This is a genomic window from Streptomyces sp. NPDC097981 (assembly GCF_040302565.1).
Taxonomy (GTDB): Bacteria; Actinomycetota; Actinomycetes; order Streptomycetales; family Streptomycetaceae; genus Streptomyces.
This window is the reverse complement of sequence record NZ_JBEORW010000054.1, coordinates 1-20,155: the sequence shown is the minus strand read 5'-3', so window position 1 is coordinate 20,155 and position 20,155 is coordinate 1. Positions and strand designations below refer to the sequence as shown.

At 71.7% G+C, this 20,155-nt stretch carries 22 protein-coding genes; 8 read left to right on the top strand and 14 right to left on the bottom strand.

Annotation, left to right across the window (positions count from 1 at the left end; all coding sequences use genetic code 11):
* Positions 1-8: 8 nt before the first annotated feature.
* Positions 9-368, bottom strand: a complete 360-nt coding sequence (locus tag ABTY04_RS34985) for an NADH-quinone oxidoreductase subunit A (RefSeq protein ID WP_030028256.1) — start codon at positions 366-368, stop codon at positions 9-11.
* Positions 369-1,126: 758 nt separating this feature from the next.
* Here ABTY04_RS34985 and ABTY04_RS34980 point away from each other — a divergent pair.
* Complete coding sequence (locus ABTY04_RS34980) at positions 1,127-1,960, top strand: C40 family peptidase (protein WP_352217481.1); 834 nt, start codon at positions 1,127-1,129, stop codon at positions 1,958-1,960.
* A 247-nt stretch (positions 1,961-2,207) separates the two neighbouring features.
* Positions 2,208-2,513, top strand: a complete 306-nt coding sequence (locus ABTY04_RS34975) for a hypothetical protein (protein WP_352217480.1) — start codon at positions 2,208-2,210, stop codon at positions 2,511-2,513.
* 22 nt (positions 2,514-2,535) lie between these two features.
* On the opposite strand, the gene ABTY04_RS34970 is transcribed toward ABTY04_RS34975, so the two are convergent.
* Entirely contained in the window at positions 2,536-3,819 is a 1,284-nt protein-coding gene (locus tag ABTY04_RS34970; protein ID WP_352217479.1) for a geranylgeranyl reductase family protein, read from the bottom strand.
* 97 nt (positions 3,820-3,916) lie between these two features.
* Here ABTY04_RS34970 and ABTY04_RS34965 point away from each other — a divergent pair, with 97 nt between their 5' ends.
* Entirely contained in the window at positions 3,917-4,468 is a 552-nt protein-coding gene (locus ABTY04_RS34965; protein WP_352217478.1) for a GNAT family N-acetyltransferase, read from the top strand.
* 55 nt (positions 4,469-4,523) lie between these two features.
* Here ABTY04_RS34965 and ABTY04_RS34960 read toward each other — a convergent pair whose 3' ends face one another.
* From ABTY04_RS34960 to ABTY04_RS34915, 10 genes are all read right to left on the bottom strand, one after another.
* Positions 4,524-5,435, bottom strand: coding sequence for a glutaminase (locus ABTY04_RS34960; RefSeq protein WP_352217477.1), 912 nt, complete (start codon positions 5,433-5,435; stop codon positions 4,524-4,526).
* A 15-nt stretch (positions 5,436-5,450) separates the two neighbouring features.
* Complete coding sequence (locus tag ABTY04_RS34955) at positions 5,451-6,143, bottom strand: demethylmenaquinone methyltransferase (protein WP_352217476.1); 693 nt, start codon at positions 6,141-6,143, stop codon at positions 5,451-5,453.
* 165 nt (positions 6,144-6,308) lie between these two features.
* A complete protein-coding gene (locus tag ABTY04_RS34950) occupies positions 6,309-7,553 on the bottom strand; it encodes an alpha/beta hydrolase family protein (RefSeq protein WP_352217475.1) in 1,245 nt (414 codons plus the stop codon).
* A 156-nt stretch (positions 7,554-7,709) separates the two neighbouring features.
* Positions 7,710-8,435: a helix-turn-helix transcriptional regulator gene (locus ABTY04_RS34945; protein ID WP_352217474.1), complete on the bottom strand. Its 726-nt coding sequence runs from the start codon at positions 8,433-8,435 to the stop codon at positions 7,710-7,712.
* Positions 8,436-8,445: 10 nt separating this feature from the next.
* Positions 8,446-9,384, bottom strand: coding sequence for an alpha/beta hydrolase (locus ABTY04_RS34940; RefSeq protein ID WP_352217473.1), 939 nt, complete (start codon positions 9,382-9,384; stop codon positions 8,446-8,448).
* 74 nt (positions 9,385-9,458) lie between these two features.
* Positions 9,459-10,109 (bottom strand): imidazolonepropionase-like domain-containing protein, encoded by a 651-nt coding sequence (locus tag ABTY04_RS34935; RefSeq protein ID WP_352217472.1) that lies wholly within the window; start codon positions 10,107-10,109, stop codon positions 9,459-9,461.
* 7 nt (positions 10,110-10,116) lie between these two features.
* Positions 10,117-11,316, bottom strand: coding sequence for a cyclic dehypoxanthinyl futalosine synthase (gene mqnC, locus ABTY04_RS34930; RefSeq protein WP_352217471.1), 1,200 nt, complete (start codon positions 11,314-11,316; stop codon positions 10,117-10,119).
* 74 nt (positions 11,317-11,390) lie between these two features.
* Positions 11,391-13,238: a serine/threonine-protein kinase gene (locus ABTY04_RS34925; protein ID WP_352217470.1), complete on the bottom strand. Its 1,848-nt coding sequence runs from the start codon at positions 13,236-13,238 to the stop codon at positions 11,391-11,393.
* A 50-nt stretch (positions 13,239-13,288) separates the two neighbouring features.
* Positions 13,289-14,110: an MBL fold metallo-hydrolase gene (locus tag ABTY04_RS34920; RefSeq protein WP_352217469.1), complete on the bottom strand. Its 822-nt coding sequence runs from the start codon at positions 14,108-14,110 to the stop codon at positions 13,289-13,291.
* A gap of 264 nt (positions 14,111-14,374) precedes the next feature.
* Positions 14,375-15,238, bottom strand: a complete 864-nt coding sequence (locus tag ABTY04_RS34915) for a menaquinone biosynthetic enzyme MqnA/MqnD family protein (RefSeq protein WP_352217468.1) — start codon at positions 15,236-15,238, stop codon at positions 14,375-14,377.
* A gap of 236 nt (positions 15,239-15,474) precedes the next feature.
* On the opposite strand from ABTY04_RS34915, the gene ABTY04_RS34910 reads away from it, so the two are divergent.
* Positions 15,475-15,678 (top strand): cold-shock protein, encoded by a 204-nt coding sequence (locus ABTY04_RS34910; protein WP_030012116.1) that lies wholly within the window; start codon positions 15,475-15,477, stop codon positions 15,676-15,678.
* Between the two features lie 184 nt (positions 15,679-15,862).
* On the opposite strand, the gene ABTY04_RS34905 is transcribed toward ABTY04_RS34910, so the two are convergent.
* On the bottom strand, positions 15,863-17,581 hold the full coding sequence (locus ABTY04_RS34905) for a lytic transglycosylase domain-containing protein (RefSeq protein ID WP_352217467.1): 1,719 nt from the start codon (positions 17,579-17,581) through the stop codon (positions 15,863-15,865).
* Positions 17,582-17,908: 327 nt separating this feature from the next.
* On the opposite strand from ABTY04_RS34905, the gene ABTY04_RS34900 reads away from it, so the two are divergent.
* Together ABTY04_RS34900 and ABTY04_RS34895 are read left to right on the top strand one after the other, a co-directional pair.
* Positions 17,909-18,076, top strand: coding sequence for a hypothetical protein (locus tag ABTY04_RS34900; protein WP_352217466.1), 168 nt, complete (start codon positions 17,909-17,911; stop codon positions 18,074-18,076).
* A gap of 11 nt (positions 18,077-18,087) precedes the next feature.
* On the top strand, positions 18,088-18,483 hold the full coding sequence (locus ABTY04_RS34895) for a hypothetical protein (protein ID WP_352217465.1): 396 nt from the start codon (positions 18,088-18,090) through the stop codon (positions 18,481-18,483).
* 1 nt (position 18,484) lies between these two features.
* Here ABTY04_RS34895 and ABTY04_RS34890 read toward each other — a convergent pair whose 3' ends face one another.
* A complete protein-coding gene (locus ABTY04_RS34890; RefSeq protein ID WP_352217464.1) occupies positions 18,485-18,928 on the bottom strand; it encodes a MarR family winged helix-turn-helix transcriptional regulator in 444 nt (147 codons plus the stop codon).
* A 51-nt stretch (positions 18,929-18,979) separates the two neighbouring features.
* On the opposite strand from ABTY04_RS34890, the gene ABTY04_RS34885 reads away from it, so the two are divergent.
* Complete coding sequence (locus tag ABTY04_RS34885) at positions 18,980-19,408, top strand: VOC family protein (protein WP_352217463.1); 429 nt, start codon at positions 18,980-18,982, stop codon at positions 19,406-19,408.
* Between the two features lie 142 nt (positions 19,409-19,550).
* Entirely contained in the window at positions 19,551-20,024 is a 474-nt protein-coding gene (locus ABTY04_RS34880; RefSeq protein WP_352217462.1) for an SRPBCC family protein, read from the top strand.
* Positions 20,025-20,155 lie beyond the last annotated feature (131 nt).

The window sequence follows — 20,155 nt, the reverse complement described above, 5'->3', positions numbered from 1 at the left end:
TCAGCCCCTCAGTCCCATTCCAGGCCGCCGCGGCGCCACACGTACGCGTAGGCGACGAAGACGGTGAGCACGAAGAGCAGCATCTCGACGAGCCCGAAGATCCCCAGGGAGTCGAAGGTGACGGCCCAGGGGTAGAGGAAGACAACTTCGATGTCGAAGACGATGAAGAGCATCGCCGTCAGGTAGTACTTGATGGGGAAGCGACCGCCGCCGGCCGGCGTGGGCGTCGGCTCGATGCCGCACTCGTACGCCTCTAGCTTCGCCCGGTTGTACCGTTTTGGGCCGATCAGCGTGGCCATGACCACGGAGAAGATCGCAAACCCTGCGCCGAGGGCGCCGAGCACGAGGATGGGTGCGTACGCATTCACGCTCCTCGCTCCTTCCAGTCGTCCTTGACCGTTGGACCGCTGTGCCCGGCGACGGGCGAGCCGCCCCGCGAAGATCGCCCAACTCGACGAGTTCACATGTGAGGCAGTTCACAAGCCGGACTGCTGCGCATCTTATGCCCGCCGGTCTGTGATCTGCGACACGGGTAACAACAACGAGTTTGTGATCTCCACCACCTGACGAACGATCATGAAGTCCGATGAGCCACGATCTTCATACGCAAAGCATCCACATGATCACCAAAGGTGACATCCGACCCTGTTACCGCAGGTAGAGGGCGATCGGCCCTATCAAACGATGTCCAGTGCAGGCAAATTTGCAGGATCAAGCCTTACGGGGTAAAGGGAATCGCCGTCGCCCGGTCGGGGGAGCCCCCGGGGACGGGAATGGACGCGTGCACGCGTTCACGAACGCCGGACCCCGCGACACGGCAAGTTCACGGCAGGGTCACGGGCGGGCCACAGCGCCCTCACGGCGAGACGTTTCTGTGACCTGCGCCACTCAGAATTCTCGCCTCCGAAAGAGGGCTTGGCCATCTGTGCGCAGGGATGGTAGGCGGAGGATCAATCGGACTTATTGTGGAAACCCCTTGATCACAGGCTTGTGAAGGCATGTCCGATTCGCCCGTTACGGCGTCAATAAGACCCGCGACGCGCCCGATTGGCGCACTTCCCGCGCAACTGTGGCGCAGACCACGTTTCTTGAAGGGAACCCGGACGCCCTGATAGCGGTTGTCCTCATGTCCCACACCGCTCACATACCCAGCCACCGGAAGCCCCGTCGCAGCGCCTCGAAGCTCGCGGTCCGCGCCGGAGTTGCCGGTGGCGTCCTCAGCACCCTGGCGATGGCCGGCACGGCGAGCGCGTCCCCGTCCGACCCCGTGACCGAGACGACGCTCGAAATGCCGGTCCTGAACCTGGACCTGGCCGCCGAGGTCTCCTCCGCCGTCACCACCGCCGCAGAGAACACGGCCGCCGCAGCCGTCACCGGCGAACTGCGCACGCAGGAGGAGCAGGCCCGTACGGGCGCTGCCGCCGAGGCGAAGAAGGCCAAGGAAGACGCCGAGAAGGCCGACGCCGAGAAGAAGGCGAAGGAGGAGGCGGACCGCAAGGCTGCCGCCGAGCGCGCCACCCGCAGCTCCTCGCGCACCTCGTTGCAGAGCACCTCCGCGGCCGCGTCCGACGAGCTGGGCCAGGGCACCGTCACCGCCCCGGCGACCGGCTCCGCGGCCGCCATCGTGAACTTCGCCCGCGCGCAGGTCGGCAAGGCGTACATCAGCGGCGGCACCGGCCCGTCCTCGTTCGACTGCTCCGGCCTCGTCCAGGCTGCGTACCGCCACGCCGGCATCTCCCTGCCGCGCGTGTCCCAGGACCAGTCCGCGGAGGGCACCTCGGTCTCCCTGAGCGCCCTGCAGCCGGGCGACGTCCTGTACTGGGGCTCCCGCGGCAACGCCTACCACGTCGCCATCTACGTCGGCGGCGGCAACTTCGTGGGCGCCCAGAACACCAGCACGGGCATCGTCGAGCGCCCCCTGAGCTACGACAGGCCGACGGGCGCCGTCCGCATCCTCTGAGGTCCCCGGGGGCCCCAGAGCCCCTCTCAGCGCGGCCGAGGGCCGGCACTCCCCCGCTCCGGGGCGGAGTGCCGGCCCTTCGCCGTGCCGGCGCGGACCCGCGGACCCGCGGACGCGGAAGCCGGGTTGTCCACGGGCTGCCGGCAGGTCTTCGTCCCGCCTGTCGGGCGCCCGTGCCGAACCCGCCGAGGACTTGAGAAGATGACGGGGGTGCTGCGAACGAATGCAGCCCGGGAGGTGGTGGACCGTGATCGGCACGTCGTACGAGGACCACGGCAGCCATGGCCCCGCTGACCCCACCGCCGTTCCGGCCGCCACCGGGCTCTTCCTGTTCTCCGTCGGCGGCTGGCTGCTGAACACCGCCCGCCCGTGGCAAAAACCCGGACATCCCGCCATCCTGGGGCTCAGCTGGACCGTTGCCCTCGCGCTGCTGCTGTGGGGGCTGGTGCTGCTGGTCCGCTGCGTACGGACCGTCCACGGTTCGCCGCACGCCCCGTACGAGAACGGCGAAGCGGGCCGGGGCGGGGAGAACCCGGCCCGGCCCGCTTCCTAGGCCCTGCGGTCAGACCCTGCGGTCAGGCCCTCGGGGCCACCTTCGAGAGGCCGTTGATGATGCGGTCCATCGCGTCGCCGCCCGCCGGGTCGGTCAGGTTGGCCAGCATCTTCAGCGTGAACCTCATCAGCACCGGGTGCGTCAGGCCGCGCTGGGTGGCGACCTTCATCACCTTCGGGTTGCCGATCAGCTTCACGAAGGCGCGGCCGAGCGTGTAGTAGCCGCCGTAGGTCTCCTTGAGCACCTTCGGGTAGCTGTGCAGCGTCAGTTCGCGCAGCGCGGGGGTGGCGCGGGAGTGCGCCTGCACGACGACGTCGGCCGCGATCTTGCCCGACTCCATCGCGTAGGCGATGCCCTCGCCGTTGAACGGGTTGACGAGCCCGCCCGCATCGCCGACCAGCAGCAGGCCCTTGGTGTAGTGCGGCTGCCGGTTGAAGGCCATCGGCAGGGCCGCGCCGCGGATCGGCTGCGTCATGTTCTCGGGGGTGTAGCCCCAGTCCTCCGGCATGGACGCGCACCAGGCCTTGAGGACCTCGCGCCAGTCCAGCTCCTTGAAGGCGGAGGAGGAGTTGAGGATGCCGAGGCCGACGTTGGACGTGCCGTCGCCCATGCCGAAGATCCAGCCGTAGCCGGGCAGCAGCCGGTCCTGCGGGCCGCGCCGGTCCCACAGCTCCAGCCAGGACTCCAGGTAGTCGTCGTCGTGCCGGGGCGAGGTGAAGTACGTACGGACGGCGACGCCCATCGGGCGGTCCTCGCGCCGGTGCAGGCCCATCGCCAGGGAGAGGCGGGAGGAGTTGCCGTCGGCGGCCACGACGAGCGGGGCGCTGAAGGTGACCGGGGTCTTCTCCTCGCCCAGCTTCGCCTGCACGCCGGTGATGTGGCCGGTGCGGGGGTCGCGGACGGGCTCGCCGACGTTGCAGCGCTCGTACAGGCGGGCGCCGGCCTTCTGGGCCTGGCGGGCCAGGGTCTCGTCGAAGTCGTCGCGCTTGCGGACGAGTCCGTAGTCCGGGAAGGAGGCGAGTTCCGGCCAGTCCAGCTGGAGCCGCTGGCCGCCGCCGATGATGCGCAGGCCCTTGTTGCGGAGCCAGCCGGCCTCTTCGGAGATGTCGATGCCCATCGCCACCAGCTGCTTGGTGGCGCGGGGGGTCAGACCGTCGCCGCAGACCTTCTCACGCGGGAACGCCGTCTTCTCCAGCAGCAGGACGTCGAGTCCGGCCTTGGCGAGGTAGTAGGCGGTGGTCGAGCCGGCGGGCCCGGCCCCGACGACGATCACATCCGCGGAGTGTTCGGAGAGGGGCTCGGTCACTGCGGGGTCTCCCGAAGGCTCGATAAAGGGTGCCGGGCGGCACAGGACATGTGCAGTCTATGCAGCAAGAGAGATCACGAATCGAAGGGCTGCCCCGATGACGACCACGCCCACCTCGCCCGCCTCGCCGGACTCGCCGGCCCGGCCGCTCCCGGCCGTACGGCTGCGCGTGCCCACCGACGAGGACGCGCGGGCCTGGCACGGGGTCTTCGACGACCCGGATGTCATGGAGTTCCTCGGCGGTCCCGCCGAACTGTCCCTGTACGAGGAGTTCACCGCGCGGCAGCGGATGCACGATGCACAGCTCGGCTACTGCCTGTGGACGCTGCTGGACGAGGAGGGTGCGGTGATCGGGTTCACCGGTGCGCAGCCGTGGCCGCAGAAGGAGTGGGGGCCGGTCGGGGAGATCGAGATCGGGTGGCGGCTCGCCCGCCCGGCATGGGGCCGGGGCTACGCGTACGCCGCCGCGCTGGCCACCCTCGACCGGCTCCGGGAGGCGGGGGTTCCGCGGGTGGTGGCGATGATCCACGCCCGGAACGCGCGCTCGGTGGCGGTGGCGGAGCGGCTGGGCATGGTCCTGTCGGAGGAGTTCCGCACCCCCGGCGGCAACCCGTGCCGCCGCTACAGCCTCGGTCTCGGACCCGAGTAGCCCCGCCGCCCGCGGCCCGGAACTCCCGCCCCCGGGCCGCCGGACGGAGTCCGCGTCAGAAAACGGACAGGCCCGTCAGGGTCGTGAAGCGGTCGAGGGCCGCCACCGCCGCGACGGAGTTGCCGTGGAGGTCGAGGCCCGGGCTCCAGACGGCCAGCGTGCAGCGGCCCGGGACGACCGCCACGATGCCGCCGCCCACGCCGCTCTTGCCGGGGAGGCCGACGCGGTAGGCGAACTCGCCTGCCGCGTCGTACGTCCCGCAGGTCAGCATCACCGCGTTGATCTGCTTGGCCTCGCTCCGCGTCAGCAGCCGCGAGCCGTCCGCGCGCAGCCCGTGCCGGGCCAGGAAGCGGGCGGCGCGGGCCAGGTCGGCGCAGCTCATCTCGATGGAGCACTGCCAGAAGTAGTGGTCGAGCAGGGCGGGCACGGGGTTGTCGATGTTCCCGTACGAGGCCATGAAATGGGCCAGCGCGGCATTGCGGTCGCCGTGCTCGTGCTCGGAGGCCGCCACCTCGGCGTCGAAGCCCAGGTCCGGGTTCCCGCTCTCCTGCCGCAGGAACTCCAGCAGCTCGCTGCTCGCGTCGCCGGTCAGCGTCTGGAGCCGGTCGGTGACCACGAGGGCGCCCGCGTTGATGAACGGGTTGCGCGGGATGCCGTTCTCGTACTCCAGCTGCACGAGGGAGTTGAACGGGTTGCCCGAGGGCTCCCGGCCGACCCGCTCCCACAGGCTGTCGCCGCCCTCGGCCAGCGCCAGGGCCAGGGCGAAGACCTTGGTGATGGACTGGACGGAGAACGGGACCTGCCAGTCCCCCACCCCGAAGACGTTGCCGTCGAGATCGGCGACGGCCATCCCGAACTGCCCGGGATCCACGGACGCGAGGGCCGGGATGTACTCGGCGGGCGTGCCGCTGCCCACCAGGGGGGCGGTGTCCGCCGCGATCTGCTCCAGCAGCTTCTGGTAGTCCACTGCTTCCGGTGCTTCCTAGGCCTTGAAGCCGCGGTGCAGCGCGACGATGCCGCCGCTCAGGTTGCGCCAGGCGACCTTGGACCAGCCGGCCTTCTGCAGCAGCGCGGCCAGCTCCGGCTGGTCCGGCCACTCACGGATCGACTCGGCGAGGTACACGTACGCGTCGGGGTTGGAGGACACGGCGCGGGCCACCGGCGGCAGGGCGCGCATCAGGTACTCCATGTAGACCGTGCGGAACGGGCCCCAGACGGGCTGCGAGAACTCGCAGATGACGACCTGGCCGCCCGGCTTGGTCACCCGGTACAGCTCGCGCAGCGCGGTCTCGGTGTCCTGCACGTTGCGCAGGCCGAAGGAGATCGTCACGGTGTCGAAGACGCCGTCCTTGAAGGGCAGCTTCGTCGCGTCGCCCGCGGTCAGCGGCAGCCAGGCGTGGCGCTTCTTGCCCTCGCGGAGCATGCCGAGCGAGAAGTCGCAGGGGACGACGTACGCGCCGGTCGCGGCGAACGGCAGCGAGGAGGTCGCGGTGCCGGCGGCCAGGTCGAGCACGGTGTGCCCGGGGCGCGCGCCGACGGCCTTGGCGACCTCCTTGCGCCACAGGCGGGCCTGCCCGAGGGAGATGACGTCGTTGGTGAGGTCGTAGTTCGCCGCCACACCGTCGAACATGGAGGCGACTTCGTGCGGCTGCTTGTCCAGGGAAGCCCTTGTCACTGGCGTTCGCCCCTTGGTGTGCGATGCGGATCAGCGGTCAACGGACCCATCCTCTCAGGCCCGGCCCACCGCCCGTCCCGGGCCCCGCTGGCGGGCGCCCCCGGCACCCGGCCAGGCCTTTCCGCCGGCCGGCGCCGTCTCCGGCGGACCGCGTGCGTTTCCGCCTCAGGCGGCCCGTGCGTGCGCAGTGTCCGGCACGGCTCCGAGCGTGTCGTCCAGCCAGTCGTATATCCGGGCCATGGCCAGCCGCTGCGCCCCGGCCTGGCAGTGGGCGTCGGCACCCTCCTCCGCCGTGAACTCCAGGAGGGTCCTGGGGCAGGTGAGGTCGTCGTAGAGCTGCTTGGCCTGCCCGGCGAAGAACAGGTCCTCGGCGGCCTCGCAGATCAGGGCCGGGCAGCGGATCTGCGAAGCGATGCCGTCGCGGAGGTGGTAGTCGAGGTAGGCGGCGCCGAACTCCCGGGGGGTGGCCGCGCCCATGACGTACATGCCGTGGTTGATCGCCCAGCGCAGCACGGGGTTCTCGGTGGTCATCCGGTCGAGCAGGGCATCGAGTTCCGGGTCGGAGTCGGCCCGCAGCCGGCGCTCGCTCTCGCTGCGCTCGCCGGGCAGCAGGCCGGTGACCGCGGGGCCCAGGTCGTAGACGCCGTCGAGGGCGGCCACCGCCGCCGGACGGTGGTCGAAAGCCGCTGCCCTGGGGGCGAGGAGGCCGCCCATGCTGTTGCCGAGCAGGGCGATCCGGCGGCTGTCGACCTCGGGCAGCTTCACGGCGAAGTCCAGCACCGGAGCCACCACGTTCTCCCAGTCGGGGCGGAAGACCAGACCCTCGCGGTGCAGCGGTCCCGGCTGACCGGGACCGTCGAAGACGAGCACGGTGTAACCGCGCTCGATGCCGGCCATCGCTCCGAAGAAGTGCATCTCCTCGGCGGTGCCGTCGAAGCCGTTGTGCATGACGACGGTGGGGCGGGGCTCCCCCGAGGTGTCGGCCCGGTAGAGGTATCCGGGCAGCGTGGTGCCCTCGTACGGGATCTCGACCGGCTCTATCCGGGGGCTGAAGAGGGCTGCCGCCGAGCGGAAGCACTCCACGGAGCGCTCGTACGCGTGCTCGTGCCGGGGGTCGCAGGGCCGGCCGTGCAGGAAGAACTCGGCCGACCGGTAGTAGTTCGAGGCCCGCAGGAAGCCGTCCCGGGCACTGACCGGGTGGCCGGCGTCCAGGGCCCGTGCGGCCTCGCCGGCCACCCGGTCGGCGGTGGCCAGCCACTCGTCGTGCCAACTGCCGTAGTCTCCTTCGGCGATGCGCCGGCTGGTGGCGACCACCTCGCCGAAGTCGGCTCCGCCGTAGGCGATGTGACCGAACGAGCGCAGGGTCTCGTACCAGAATTGCGCGTCGCCGGGAAACAGCAGTCGTTCCATGGAACTTCTCCTTGACGTCGGTGGTGCCGGACGGTCAGCGGGTGTTCATGGAGGACAGGCTCCTCGCGGGTGGTGTCCACTTTCCAGACCGCACGGGGGCGGTGACTGTCCAGTGCTGTCCGCTTGCGCGCGGGGCAGGGGAACGGCCCGGTTCCGTCACCGCGGAGGTGAAGCCGTCGCAGTGGGCTGCACCGCACCGGCGGCGGCCGAGTCACGCAGCAGTTCGGCCAGGTCATGGGGCGGCGCCTGCTCGCCGGTCGGAGCCGCTGCCGCGATCCGGTCCAGCCGGAAACCCCGGCCGGCCCGCCGGGTGCGGCACCAGGCGACGAGGTACCAGCAGCCGCCGGCGGCGAGCAGACCTGCCGGTTCCACCACGCGATCGCTTTCGCGTCCTGCCGCGTCGACGTAGGACAGCCGCAGCACCGTGTTGCCGGCGAGGGCTTGTTCCACCGCGGTGCGGATCGCGGAGTGGACCGCGTCGTGGGTCTGCGCCGGCAGCGCGACGATCCGTGCGGACCGCTCCCGGGCCGCTGCCGAGGCGGGACCGGTCATCGAGGCTGCGATCTTCTGGTACGCGGTGCGGGCCGCGCCAGCGTAGGGGGCGCCGGCGCCGGCCGCGGCGAGTGCGGCGGCCAGCGCCGAGGCCTCGTCGGCCGTGAAGTGGATCGGGGGCAGGGTCATCGCCGGGTCGATCGTCCAGCCCCCGCCGCGCCCCGCCGTGGTGCGTACCGGGACACCGGACTCCATCAGCGCCTGGAGGTCGCGCTGCGCCGTGCGCCTGCCGACCTCGAACCGTGCGGCGAGCGTCGCGACCGTGAGCGGCCGCGGCGCCGCCGCGCGCAGCTCTTCCACCAGCGCATAGAGCCGGGTTGTGCGGTTCATGAGGCCGACGCTACCGGCCCGCGGCAGCCAGGAACTCGCTCGCGCGCCCCTGTTCCCGCTCGGTGACGGTCAGCGGGAACAGGGTGAAGCCGTGCATCGCGCCGGCGACGACGCCGAGCTCCACGGGCGCGCCCGCCGCCTGCCACCGCTCGGACAGGAACAGCGAGTCGTCGAGCAGCGGATCCTCGGTACCGACGACGATCCGGGCGGGCGGCAGGCCGGTCAGGTCGGCGAACAGCGGCGAGAGCTCCGGGTCGCGGCGCTGCTCCGCGCCCGTACCGGGTGTGAACAGCTCGTAGCTGCCCCGGAGCGAGTCGGTGTTGCTCAGCAGCCGCCGGGAGCCGAACGACCGCTGGCTCGGTGTCATCGACAGGTCGTACGGACCGAAGAGCAGGTTGGCCGCCCGGAACGCGCCGGTGATGCCGTACCGGTCGCGAAGGCGCAGCAGGGTCAGGACGCTCAGGTGGGCGCCTGCCGATTCGCCGCCGATCAGCAGCCGCCGGGTGCCGAACTCGGCTTCGGCGTGGTCCACCAGCCACCGGGCGGCTGCTTCGCAGTCATCGGGTCCGGCGGGGAAGGGGTGTTCCGGCGCCAGGCGGTACTCCACGCTCACGACGGCCAGCCGCGCCTGCACGGCGAGCTGCCACAGCCTCTCGTCCTGGCCGTCCGCGGAGCCGAACGCCCAGCCACCCCCGTGTATGTGCAGGTACACGCCGTCGACGCGGTCCGGCACGAACGCCCTGACCCGCACGCCGCCCGCGACGACGCGGTCCTGGCCGTGCGGCAGTCTCACGGGTGGCGTGTCACCGCCGAGCCGGTTGCGGCGCAGGAGGGCCAGCAGGGCTGCGTCCGGCGCCTGGCCGCGGGTCGGGCCGCTCGCGGCGGCGGCCTCGAATTGGTCGTTGAACGCCAGGGTCTCGGCGAGGCAGTCCTCATCAGTGATCTTCATGAGTCGACCATCGCAGCCGTCCGCGACAACACTGTGTCACCCTTTTCCGGTGAGCCGCGTCACAGCCCTGGCGCCTACCGGCGGCGGTGCAGGAGCCGGCCTCCGATGACCGTGGCCACGCAGCTGGTCGCGCCCTGCGGCAGCAGCGCCTCGGCGCCGGGCACCGCGAACACCGCGAAGCGGGCCGGGACGCCCGGTTCCAGGATGCCGAAGAAGGCCTCTTCGGCCGCGTCCCGCCCGGCGAACGGGTCCAGGGACGGCGGGTCCGCAGGCGTGGCGGCCGCGGGCGGGAGGAGGGTCAGCCCCGAGCGGACCACCGCCGTCCGCACCGCCGGGACCGTGAGCCGCCCGGTCACCGCCACCACCCCGCGGGCCAGCAGCTTCTGTGTGGCCCGGCGGGCGCTGTTGCCCCAGCGGGACTCGGTCATCTTCAGGTCGGCCAGCGCTTCGGCCCCGCCGATCGGCTCCGCCCCGAGCTCGGCGGTCTCGTACGGGTCGTCCGGGTAGTACGTGCGCTCCAGCAGCACGTCCGCCCCGTGCACCAGCAATCCCGGGGTCAGCACCCCGGGCCAGCGCCGGACCCGCGCATGCGGGAACTCCGCGCCGAGGTCCGCGTACGGGCCCAGCCGGGTGATCCGGTCGCCCTCGACGAGGACCGCCCCGCCGGGCAGCGGCGCACGGCCCGGCCCCGGGACGAGGAGGTCGGCAGTGTGAAGCGTCAGCACCGGCGCGTCAGTTCGTCGAGATGAGCTTCAGCTCGGGGTGCGCCGTGCCGCCCTCGATCGCGGTGGAGGAGATGTGCGAGACCACGCGGTCGTCCACCGGGTCGTTCGCCGGGTCGTCGTGCACGACGAGGTGCTCGTACGTCGTCGCGCGCTGCGCCGGCGTGCGGCCCGCCTTGCGGATCAGGTCGATGATCTCCTGGCGGTTGGAGCGGTGCCTGGCACCGGCGGAGGAGACGACGTTCTCCTCCAGCATGATCGAACCGAGGTCGTCGGCGCCGTAGTGCAGCGAGAGCTGGCCGGCCTCCTTGCCCACGGTGAGCCAGGAACCCTGGATGTGGGCGATGTTGTCGAGGAAGAGCCGCGCGATCGCGATCATGCGCAGGTACTCGAAGACCGTCGCCTGGGTCCGGCCCTTGAGGTGGTTGTTCTCGGGCTGGTACGTGTACGGGATGAAGGCGCGGAAGCCGCCCGTGCGGTCCTGCGTGTCGCGGATCATCGCGATGTGCTCGATGCGCTCGGCGTTGGTCTCGCCGGTGCCCATCAGCATGGTGGAGGTGGACTCGACGCCCAGCGTATGGGCGATCTCCATGATCTCCAGCCAGCGCTCGCCGGACTCCTTCAGCGGGGCGATCGCCTTGCGCGGCCGCTCCGGCAGGAGTTCGGCGCCGGCGCCCGCGAACGAGTCGAGGCCGGCCGCGTGGATGCGGCGGATGGCCTCTTCCGCGGAGACGCCGGAGATGCGGGCCATGTGGTCGACCTCGGACGCGCCGAGGGAGTGGATGACCAGCTGCGGGAACGCCTTCTTGATGGCGGAGAAGTGCTCCTCGTAGTACTCCACGCCGTAGTCCGGGTGGTGTCCGCCCTGGAACATGATCTGCGTGCCGCCGAGCTCCACGGTCTCCGCGCAGCGGCGCAGGATGTCGTCGAGGTCGCGGGACCAGCCCTTCTTGGTGTCCTTCGGGGCCGCGTAGAAGGCGCAGAACTTGCACGCCGTGACACACACGTTGGTGTAGTTGATGTTGCGCTCGATGATGTACGTCGCGATGTGCTCGGTGCCGGCGTAGCGGCGGCGGCGCACCGCGTCGGCCGCCTGGCCGAGCGCGTGCAGCGGGGCGTGCCGGTAGAGGTCGAGCGCCTCTTCCCTGGTGATCCGGCCCCCTGCGGCGGCGCGGTCGAGGACAGACTGGAGAGCGGCCTGGTCGGTCACCGGTGCGTCACCTTTCGGCGGTGTGTCAAGAGGTACGGGCCGATCCAGCCTACGCCAGGGCCGGTCCGCGGAATTCAGGGGCTGCGGGTCAGGTCGCCTTCGGGGTTTCCGGCCGGGACGTCGCCCGACTTGTAGTGGAGTGTCCCGTTGGAGTTGAGGGTGAACCGCTCGTCGGCGGAGCCGTTGGAGCAGATGCCGGGGGCCGGGTTGGGGTTGCCCTCCGTGTCGAGGACGAGGGAGCGGTCGGTGGCGGAGGTGAGCTTCCAGTTGCCGCTGCAGTCGGTTCCGACGATCGGGAGGACCGACTTGTCCCGGGCGACGACCTCGCCGACCTTGCCGCCCTTGATGGTGATCTCGAACTTGCTCGCGACCCCCGTGCGGGCGGTGGTGACCGTGCCCTTCCAGGTGCCGGTGAGCTCCTTGGGGACGTCGCCCCGCGTGCCCTGCGGCGGGGCCGGGGCGGCCCCGTCACCCGGGGTCGGCGAGGTCGCCGGGGAGGTGGCCGCCGGGGACTTCGGGGTGCTGCCCGTCTCTTTGCCGCTGGTGCCGCCGCCGGGCAGCAGGTCCAGGCCGTACAGGCCGCCGGACAGCACGGCCAGTACGGCCGCCGCCGCGAGGACCAGCGAGCAGCTGAAGCGCCGCCCGGCCGCGCTGAGGGTGATCTGACGGGCCTGGTCGGGGGCGGTCCGCGGTTGCGGCACACGACCGCCGGCGGTCGCGGTGGGGCTCCCGTGGACGGCGGGCGGCGGCCCGTAGGGGCCGTACGGGCTCTGCCCCTTGGCGGCGGCGAAGGCGTCGGCGCCCGGGGTCGGGAAGCCGGCGCCGCCCTGCGGGCCGGCGGACGATCCGTACGCCCCGTAGGACCCGTAGGACCCGCCGGCCGGTGAGCCCGTCGGCGGGTACGGCGTGTCGGTGCTCCCTCGGCCGGGGCCCGCCGGGCCGAAGCCGCCCGCCGTCCCGCCCCCGTACGACGGGGTCGCGAAGGGCGCGGGGCCCGACAGGGCCTCCGCGGCGCCCTCGGCGGGACCGGCCGGTGCGGCCTCCAGGTCCAGCAGGGCCACCGCCGCGCGGCTGGCCTCCTCCACCAGGGGTGCGGGAAGCCAGCCGGGGGCGTGCAGGGCGCCGGCGAGCGCCCGCGCCACCGCGTCCGGAGCGGGCCGGTCGGCGGGTGCCTTGGCCAGGCAGGACGCGATCAGCTCGCGCAGCCCGCCGGCCGGGACCGCGTCGAGGTCCGGCGGTTCGTGGACCACCTTGTAGAGGAGGGTCGCCGAGTTGTCCCCGGTGAACGGCGGCCGCCCGGTCGCCGCGAAGGCCAGCACGGAGCCGAGGGAGAAGACGTCGGCCGCCCCGGTGACGCCCTTGCCGAGGATCTGCTCGGGGGACATGTAGCCGGGTGAGCCTATGGAGACGCCGGCGGAGGTCAGCGAGGCGGTCCCGTCCGTGGCACGGGCGATCCCGAAGTCGATCAGCCGGGGTCCGTCGAGGGTCAGCATCACGTTCGACGGCTTCACGTCCCGGTGGACCAGGCCCAGCCCGTGGACGGCCGCCAGGGCGCGGGCCAGGCCTTCGCCGACGGCCCGTACGGAGGTCTCCGGAAGGGGCCCGTGCGCGGCCACAGCGGCGCCCAGGGAGGGTCCCGCGACGTATCCGGTGGCCACCCACGGCACCGGCGCCTCCGGGTCGGCGTCCAGTACGGGCGCGGTCCACTCGCCGCCGACCCGCCGCGCGGCCTCGACCTCGCGGCGGAACCGGGCGCGGAACTCCTCGTCGGAGGCGAAGTGCGGGTGCACGATCTTGACGGCCACCGTCCGGCCGCCAGCGCTGCGGCCCAGGTAGACGCGTCCCATGCCACCCGAGCCGAGCCGGCCCAGCAGCCGGTACGCGCCGATGGTCCGCGGTTCGCCGGCTTCGAGCGGCTGCATCGCGCCCCCTCCCCGTTGGGTCCCTGATCGCCAAGAGCACCTTAGAGCGGTCAGCGGCCCGCCGGGGCGGATCCTGCAGGCTCGAACCCGGCGAGCATCTGCTCAAGGGCCTGCTGGTCGGGGCCGGTGAACGGGTCCATGCCCGCCGCGAGGCCCACCGTCTCGACCATCCGTGCGGTGATCCCGGCCGCGGGCGGCAGGTGCGTGGAGACGACGATCTCCGGGTCCATCTCCCGCAGCGGCTGCACCGAGGCGAGGTACCGGTCGCGGTCCACGATGTGCACCCACGGGCTGTCCACCGAGGCCCACAGGAGCTGCGCGGCCCGCAGGTCCTCGGCTGCGACGGCCGCGGCGTCGCCGCTGCCGGCGCTCTCGGCGCTCGGCATGGGCGCGCCGAAGCAGTCGGAGCTGAAACAGGCCCGCGAACGGTCGTCGTAGAAGCCGACGGTCGCCGGGTTGTCGAAGAGGGGCGGCCGGAAGGCGGCGAGCGAGCGGTCGCCGACGTCCAGGGACTGGCCGGGGTTGAGCAGGAAGATCCGGTCCATGGGCAGGGGCCGCTCGCAGGACATGATCCCGGCACCGATGAAGGTCGTCACGACCTTGGCCTTCGGGGCGGCGTCCAGCAGGGCGAAGAGCCCGCCCGTGTGGTCCCGGTCGGGGTGGCTCAGCCAGATCCACCGCACGTCGACGGGGTCGAGGGCCGAGCCCAGAGCGTCGATGAAATCCCGGTCCGGCAGGCCGAGCCCTGTGTCGACGACGACGGGCTCCCGTGCGTGCAGGACGAACGCGTTGACCGGAAGGAATCCCAGGCCGGGCACTTCGATGCTGTCTCCGAGGACCGTGATGTCCGGGGAGACCTTGCGATTGGTCATGGCGGCACTCCCATGGCCCCCTGGCATGAGAACGGTCGCGGCCGCCGAGGGCGTGCTGCCCCTCCCTGCCCATGGTGTCCCCGGCGGTGCCCCCTCGCACGTGCGCCGGGCTGCGCTCGGGCCCGGTGAATCGGACCCGCGCATTCCTGTGCGACGACAGAAAAGTGAAAAGAGGGGGAATTCCCGGGAAACGGCATATCCCCCCGCGATCCCACCACGACCGGAACCCGGTCTACCGCCTGGTAAACCGATCATCGGAAGTGATCAGCAGCGCGCGCCGTCGCCGTTCAGCAGCTCCACGGCGACATCCGCGGGATAGCCCGTGGTCGGTCCCGTTCGCCGCGCGAATTCCCTTACACCGGCCAACTGTTCGGGCCCGAAGCGGAAGTCGAGCGTCGTGAAGTACCGCTGCAGCAGATCCGCGTCGAAGGCCTCCCAACGGGCCGCCTGCTCGGCGACCTTGGCGACCTCCTCCAGGGAGAGGTCGCGGGAGTCGAGGAAGGCCTCGTGGACCTTGCGCACGACGACCGGCTCACGGGCGAGGTAGTCCTTGCGGGCAGCCCAGACGGCGAAGACGAACGGCAGTCCGGTCCACTCCTTCCACATCAGCCCCAGGTCGTGCACGTCGAGGCCGAGCCGGGGCGCGTCGTGCAGCGAGGCGCGCAGCGCGGCGTCCCCGATCAGCACGGCCGCGTCGGCCTCCTGCATCATCAGGCCCAGGTCAGGGGGGCAGGTGTAGTAGTCCGGCCGGACCCCGTACCGCTCGGAAAGCAGCAGCTGGGCGAGGCGTACGGACGTACGGGAGGTCGAGCCGAGGGCGACCCGGGCTCCGTCCAGCCGGTCCAGCGGCACCTGCGAGACGATCACGCAGGACATGACCGGGCCGTCGCAGCCGACCGCGAGATCGGGGAAGGCGACGAGCTGGTCGGAGTTGCGGAGGAACTCCACGAGGGTGATCGGACCCATGTCGAGGCCCCCCTGGACGAGGCGCTCACTGAGCTTCTCGGGGGTGTCCTTGGTCAGCTCCAGGTCCAGCAGCGTGCCGGTTCTGGCCAGTCCCCAGTAGAGGGGAAGACAGTTCAGGAACTGAATGTGGCCGACACGGGGCCGGCTGCGATAGACGTCCACATCGCGAGACTAGCCCCGGGCCTTCGTCAGCCTTCGGGCGGGCCTCAAACGTCCGGGTGACGTGATCTTTCCCTCTGGTCTCCCCCGCACTCTGCGTGCTAGGCTCGACGCAAGTTGCAGTTTGGTTTCCCTTGCAGTACGAGGCCTGCGGAGAATGTGACCCGCAGGCTTTTGTAGTTTTCAGACTTCTTAGCAGGTTCTGGAGCAGGGCGACCCTTTGGCCCATAGGAGGGCTCATGGCTACCGGAACCGTGAAGTGGTTCAACGCTGAAAAGGGCTTCGGCTTCATCGCCCAGGACGGCGGCGGCCCGGATGTCTTCGTCCACTACTCCGCGATCAACGCCTCTGGCTTCCGCTCCCTGGAGGAGAACCAGACGGTGAACTTCGACGTCACGCAGGGTCCGAAGGGCCCGCAGGCGGAGAACGTCACCCCGGCCTAGTCGCCTGGGCCAACTCTCGCGGTTGGATAAGCAGTACCCAAGGAGCCCTGTCCTCCTCCGTGCAAGCGGAGGTCGCGGGGCTCCTGCCTTTGCCCGGCCCCCCGGTGGACGGGGGACCGGGCACACGGCAAGCCGCCCGGTCACCGTGGGCACGGTGACCGGGCGGCTTCGTGTCCGCGGTCCGCTACGGCTTGACGGCCGCCGGCGTCGTCGGAGCCGTGGGCGGCTGCGTCTCCGTCCTGGCGGTCACCTTCAGGTCCAGGATCAGGACGACGTTTTCCTTCGTGATCAGACGGAGGCGGTACGTGCCCGGGGCGACGTCCGTGGTGAACAGCTCCGGCAGCGCGATCTTGCCGTCGGCCCCGGTCGGGGCCAGGAGCAGGCTGGTCGCCTTCTTCCCGTCCTTGTCCTTGAACCACGGGCCCTTGGCCTTCGCCGGGTCCACCGGCACCCACGCGCCCGTCTCGTTCTGCTCGACCAGGCCGGCGGTGACCTGCGCCCCCTCCACCGCCTTGTCCTGGGCCGTGGCCGTCACCTCCACGCCCTTGAAGCTCGTCCCCGCCACGACCTCCAGCGGCTTCGCCGCGTCGGTGTCGGTGCGGGTCAGCTTGTCCGCGACCGGGGCCGGCTTCGCCGTGACCGTGCCGGTGAAGTTCACCGTGAGCCGGGCCTCGGTGTTGTAGGCCGCGACCCGGAGGGTGAACCCGCCCGCCTTGGCGCCGGCCTTCAGGCCGGGCAGGGCCGCGATGCCCTCGGTGTCGGTGTCGACCACCAGGAAGTTCTTGCCCTCCGCACCGATGCTGCTGCCCGTGCTGTCGTCCTTGATCTCGAAGATGACGGGCTTCGCGGCGGCCGGCTTGCCGTCGCTGAGCACCGCCTTGATCCGCGGGACCACCGTGAACGCGGACCCGGCCTCGGCCTTGAGCTCCGGGCTGCCGAGCAGCTCCAGCTTGGCCAGGGTCGGGGCCGGCGTGGGCTTCTCCGGCGTGGGCGTGGGCGTGGGCTTGGGCGTCGGGGTGGGGGTCGGCGTCGGCTTCGTCTGCGACGGCGTCGTCGTGCCGGGTTTGGTCTGCGACGGCACCCTCGGCGTGGGCAGCGTCGTCGTGGGCGGCGTCGGGTAGTTCCCGACGGGCGGGTTCGGCACCCCGGAGACGCCGCTCTCGTACTGGTGCATGTACCCGAGCACGGTGTTCACGTACTCGCGGGAGTTGTTGTAGCTGAGGATCGCCTTGTCGAGCTGCGCCGGGTCCGAGAGGTTCCGGTCGCCGGCGCACAGGTAGAGGCCCGCGCCCAGCGCCGCGTCGTAGATGTTGTTCGGGTCGCGGTTGCCGTCGCCGTTGCCGTCGGCGCCCCACTTGGCCCAGGTGGAGGGGATGAACTGCAGCGGGCCGATGGCCAGGTCGTACACCGTGTCGCCGTCCCACTGGCCCTTGTCGGTGTCGCGGACCTCGGCGAAGCCCTTGCCGTTCAGCTGCGGGCCGCGGATCGGCTTCTCGGTGGAACCGTCGGCCTTGAGCCCGTACCCGGACGCGTGGACGGACTCGACCCGCCCGATGCCCGCGAGCAGCGCCCAGGGCAGCTTGCAGCTCGGGAGCGCGGCGGCCACCGCGGTTTCGGCACGCTTGTAGGCGTCGAGGGCCGTCGCCGGTATCCCGCTGGCCCCTTCGCCCGTACCCGCGCCCGCGGTCGGCGGTACGGCCGGGTCGGCGAGCGGGTCGGGCAGGTCGAGGCGGGCGTCGCCGCGGTCGGCGGCCTGGGGGCTGTCCGGGGTGGGCTCGGACTCGCCTGCGTCGGCGGTGGACGTGTTGGTCACCACGGCGGCGGTCGTCAGGCTGGCCGCGAGCGCGGCCGTGCACAGGACCTTGCGCGAGGTGTTGACGAGGTGACGGTGAAGCGGCTTCACAGTGCGGCGATCCCCCCAAGGCGGCCGGCAGGGTATACGGCGGGTCGAGCCGTGAATATCCACTGTCTATCAGTTATTCCGAAGCGACTCGCCGTCGCCCCGGGAGATGTGACACACCATTCGTCTCGGCTTCACCGGGTCCTCACGACCGAACGGACAGAGGGCCCGAATCGGTGCCGGAAAGGTCCCAATGGCTCCCGGTTTGACCGCCCTTGCCTTCTTGCACTCCATTCGTGGCGATCGATACCGCGAACGACCGGGGCGCGTGTGAAACTGCCCGTTGACCATGATCGTTCTGGGGGAACAGAGCACACGATGAACATACGGATGACGGCCGCATCGGCCGCCATGACCCTGGCCTCGGCCCTGACGCTGACCATGACGGCCGCCATGGCGGCGTCCTCGCCCGCGTCGGGAGCCGCGTCCGCGGAGGAGCCCGACCAAGGGGACCAGGACCCTGATCCGGACCCCGGCCGGAGTGGATCACACTGCTAGATTCGGCGCCCATGACTGCCGAGGAGTACGAAGAATCGTTCCGCCAGCGAGCGGAACGCAAGCGGTCCCTGGGGGTGTTGCTGCTCATCGCGACGGGCGGGATCTGGCTGTGGCTCGCCTATCAGCTGTTCGCCCCTTTCACCCTCCACTACGGCGCGAGCAACACCGCGACGTGCGCCTCCCGCGTCTTCTACGACGAAGGTCAGTCCGGGAGGCGCAGTTACGCCGAAGCCGAGGGCGAGCGCTGCGCCGTCGCCCGGGACCCCGCCGACATGCTCGGCCTGCTCGTCGTCTCGCTGCTGCCGGCGGCCGCCGGCGGCCTGCAGTACGCCTCGGGCACCCTGACCCTGGCCCTGCGGCGGCACGACCAGGAACTGGCCGTGCTCCGGGCCCTGTCCAAGCGCTGAGTCACCGGCCCGCCGCGTGCGCGTGGACGCGGAGCAGGAGTTCGTGCAGGGTGGCCCGTTCGGCTTCGTCGAGGGGGGCCAGCAGCTGGTCGCGGACGGCCGCGGTCTCCGCGGCCAGCTCGTCCAGGAGCCGCCGCCCCGGCTCGCTGATGCTCGCCAGGACGCGGCGCCGGTCGGCCGTGTCGCGCTCCCGGTCGACGTATCCGAGCCGGGCCAGGCCGTCGAGGACCTTGACCACGTCGCTCGGGTGCACGTCGAGCCGTTCGGCGAGATCGCGCTGCGGCTGCGGTCCGTGATCGGCGAGGGCCGCGAGCACGGCCATGTCCCACAGCCGCAGACCGTGCGCGGCGAGCCGGTCGCCGACGAGGGTGCGGGCCGCCTTGCCCACCGTGGAGAGCAAGTAGGGGGTGAGGGAGGTCAGTCGGGGCGTCGAGCGCGCAATCATGCCCACATTGTAGGGTGATACCAATCATTGGTATCACCCTACTGATTGCGCGTGATCGGAGCCCGTATGGACGCCCTGCACCCCCGTCTGCTCGTCGCCCGCTTCGGCGAGACCTTCCGCTTCTACGACGCCCTGCTGCCCGGCCTGCTCGGCGCCGTCCGCACGCGCGGCGGCGCCGAAGGCCCGTACGCCTCCTGGGACGTGGACGGCCAGGGCGTGCTGGCACTGCTCGACCGCGCGGCGATGGCCGCCGCGGTGACCCCGCCCGGCGCCGGCGGCGCCTTTGGCACCTCCGGTCCCGACGACCGCACCATGCTGGTCAGCCGCGTCCCGGACGTGGACGCCGCGTACGCCGCCTGCCTGGCCCGCGGCGCCGCCCCCGCGGGCCCGCCGGCCGACCGCCCGGAATGGGGCCCGACGCTGCGCAGCGCCCAGGTCCGCGACCCCGAGGGCAACCTGTGGGAGCTCCAGTCGTACTGAGCGCGGCCGCCCCTCGCCACGCGTCGCACCCGTACGCGGGGACTCCCTGTCACTAGGGTGACGGGCACGCGCGCTGCTCGCACGCACACCGCACGCGCGCCCGTCGCCCGTCGCCTGCCGGGCCGCCGAGCCGGGAGCACCCATGAGCACCGATCAGATCCGCGTCCCCGACCTGGCGGACCGCCCCCACCGGCTGACCGTCGAGCGCGCGATGCTCGCCCTCGAACACACCCTGTACGCGGCGTGGACCGAGGAGTTCGACCGCTGGTTCGCCGCGCCCGGGTCGGTCGTGATGACGGCCGAGCCCGGCGCGCCGTTCTTCTTCGAGACGGAGTCCGCCCAGGAGCGCGGCGCTCCGGCGACCAGGCATCCGCACTACGGGCGCTTCCTGCGGCTGGTGCCCGACCGGCTGGTGGAGCTGACCTGGGTGACGGGCCGGGACGGCACGGCGGGCGCCGAGACGGTGGTCACCGTCGAGCTCAGCCCCCACCCGATCGGCACCCGGCTGCGGCTGACCCACGCCGGGTTCTACGACGAGGCCGCCCGCGACAACCACGAGACGGCCTGGCAGGCGATCCTGGCCCGCCAGGACGAGGTCCTCACCGGCTCCGAGTAACGCCCCTTCCGCCCGCCGGAGCGATGTGGCCTCCCCCGCGCGGGCCTGCAACGGCATCAGCCGCGGGGCGAGTTCCACCACGTGCGGCTCCATGCCGAGCAGCCGCAGCGCGTTGGCGGCCTCCAGGCCGA